This window comes from Jeotgalicoccus marinus DSM 19772, from assembly GCF_000425825.1.
Lineage (GTDB): Bacteria > Bacillota > Bacilli > Staphylococcales > Salinicoccaceae > Jeotgalicoccus > Jeotgalicoccus marinus.
Genome location: NZ_KE384462.1, coordinates 1,547 through 4,094 on the forward strand (window position 1 = coordinate 1,547; position 2,548 = coordinate 4,094).

General features: G+C 29.8%; 3 protein-coding genes. 2 read left to right on the forward strand and 1 reads right to left on the reverse strand.

What is annotated here, in order from left to right:
• Positions 1–495 (forward strand): LPXTG cell wall anchor domain-containing protein (locus H624_RS12740; RefSeq protein ID WP_026867712.1); only part of this gene is annotated, 495 nt, incomplete at its 5' end.
• A gap of 75 nt (positions 496–570) precedes the next feature.
• Positions 571–2,052: a glycosyltransferase gene (locus H624_RS0111355; RefSeq protein WP_026867713.1), complete on the forward strand. Its 1,482-nt coding sequence runs from the start codon at positions 571–573 to the stop codon at positions 2,050–2,052.
• A gap of 219 nt (positions 2,053–2,271) precedes the next feature.
• Here the strand turns inward: H624_RS0111355 and H624_RS0111360 are convergent.
• Positions 2,272–2,548, reverse strand: a 277-nt coding sequence (locus H624_RS0111360; RefSeq protein WP_211220898.1) for a transposase, incomplete at its 5' end; no start/stop codon positions are given.

The following is a 2,548-nucleotide window of genomic DNA, read 5'->3' on the forward strand; positions in this document are numbered from 1 at the left end:
AGCGACTCTGATTCAGATAGCGATTCAGACTCAGATAGCGACTCAGACTCAGATAGCGACTCAGAATTAGACAGTGACACTGACTCAGACATCGATTTAGATTCAGATAATGACTCTGATTTAGATAATAATTCAGAGTCAGAGAGCAACAATATTGATAACTCGAATTCTAATGACACTCATGAAAAAAATACAATTATTGTTCCCGAGTTTAATGACTCAAATTCAAGTTCTGATCAATTCGATAAAGAGGTCAATGTCAATACGGAAAGACAAACTTTGATCAAGCATTTACGTAGTATGTCCTCTACTAAAAATGTAACTGAAAATCCGAGCTCAAAAATGAACTCTGATAATCAAGAGGACGATACAAAAGTGTTACCTAATACTGGTGAAAGTGAAAATAATGCTACTGCATATGCTTTACTATTAGCAGCTCTAGGAACACCACTTGTCTTATCTAACAGACGTAAAAAATCTGAATCTAAAAACTAAATAAGAAGAGAAAAAACCAGACTTTAAGTCTGGTTTTTCTCACTATTAATATAAAAAGAATATAGGGGGATAAACGTGTATTATTTTATTGGTAATAATTTAGGCTCAACGCTTACTGGAATAGAAAAAGCACAATTAAATAGGATGAACCTATTTAATTTGAATAATCAACCAGCTAGTGTTGTATTCGTTAAATACAATCCCAAATTACATGAAAATATGAAAAGATTTAATATACAAGAAAATGTGTTTTCTATATATGACTATTTCCAAGATTCAATTAAATTTAAAGAAGAACACTATAATTGGCCTCAATATTGGCTAAAAGAAATTGGTTTAACGATTGAATATGTAGATAATACATACGATATGAGAATTTATGATAATGAAAAATTTATAATGTATGCACATTTTAAAGATAAATATTATTCAAAAATTGATTATATTAATTACTTTGATATAAACAGAAAAAAAATTAAAAGAGATATATTTGATAGTAGAGGATTTTTAAGTAAAACAGTATATCTTGATAATAACAATGAAGTATCACATGAACGATATTATGATACAAGTGGTAATAGTGTGATTGAAAAATTCTATCAAACAACCGACGGTATTTCACATCTTACGAGAATATTAGTTACCTTGTCTGGCGGTAAGGTTATTCATCTCAGAAATGAAGAAGGGTTGCTCACTCTTTTTACAGAGAGTATTTACACTTCAGGTGATGTATTTTTCAGTGATAAGAACAATGTTACTTTTAATGGTTTATCTGCTTCCAGAAAAGATATTCCAGTAGTTGCCGTTTTACACAGTACACATATAAAATATGGAAAATCTCAACATATAAATAACGTTAAAAATATATACAAACCAGTATTCGATAATATTGAACGTCTAACAGCGATAGTTACATCTACAAAGAGTCAGAAAAAAGATGTATCTGATCTAATTAATCAATCTATTCCTGTATATGAAATACCAGTAGGTTATATTCACAACAATGCTCAAATAAAAAACTCAAAAAATAAAGCAAATAAAATTATTTCAATTGGAAGATACTCATCAGAGAAGCAACAAACACTACAATTAGATTTAGTGGAAAGATTATTATCTGATTTTCCAGAAATACAATTGCATATGTTTGGGGCAGGTAAAGACAAAGATATGTTACTAAAAGAAGTGCAGCGTAGAAATTTAAATGAAAATGTTTTTATTAGAGGATTTAAAGCTAATTTAGAAGAAGAAATAGATGAGGCAGTTTTAAATATTATGACAAGTAAAATGGAAGGATTTTCATTATCGTTATTAGAGACGCTCTCACAAGGTGTACCTACTGTTTGTTTTGATGTTCAATATGGACCATCAGAATTAATAAATGATAACAAAAATGGATATCTCGTACCATTAAATAATATGGACGCTTTCTATGATAAAGTAAAAAACATTTTATCTGAAAATACACTTCGTTTAAGATTGAGCCAAGGTGCTGTTTTTAGTTGTATGCGCTACAGTAGCAGTAAAGTATTTAAAAAATGGGAAGAATTGATAAATTAAATATAAAAAATCTATTGCCTAATATTGAACTGTGACTATTAACCTAAAAAGATTTATAATTAAAAAGCCATACTTTAGACCATCAGAGGATTAAATCATTGAGTGCACAAATAACTCACTTGAATTCCTAAGACAATCTAATGTATGGCTTATTTAGGCTCTACGTCAAATAAGGTTGATGAAACAATTTATCTGACTGTCTAACTTGCTTTATGCAAGTTAGACAGTCTTTTTTTGTTCAGGTTTATATAAACGCGTCATCAATAATATTCGATCTCTGAAATGCGCAAAGTTCTTGTAACCAAAAGCCATCCGTTTTAATACTTTGATACTGTTATTGATACCTTCTAATGGGCCGTTTGTTAGTGTTGGATAATGTAATGTGTTTTCAATATAGGATTCATACTTCTTAAATGTTCGTAATACTCGACGCATGCCAGGAGATAATGGAACCTGATTAGAAGTTTGAATCAATGTTTTAAACTGGCTCATATGG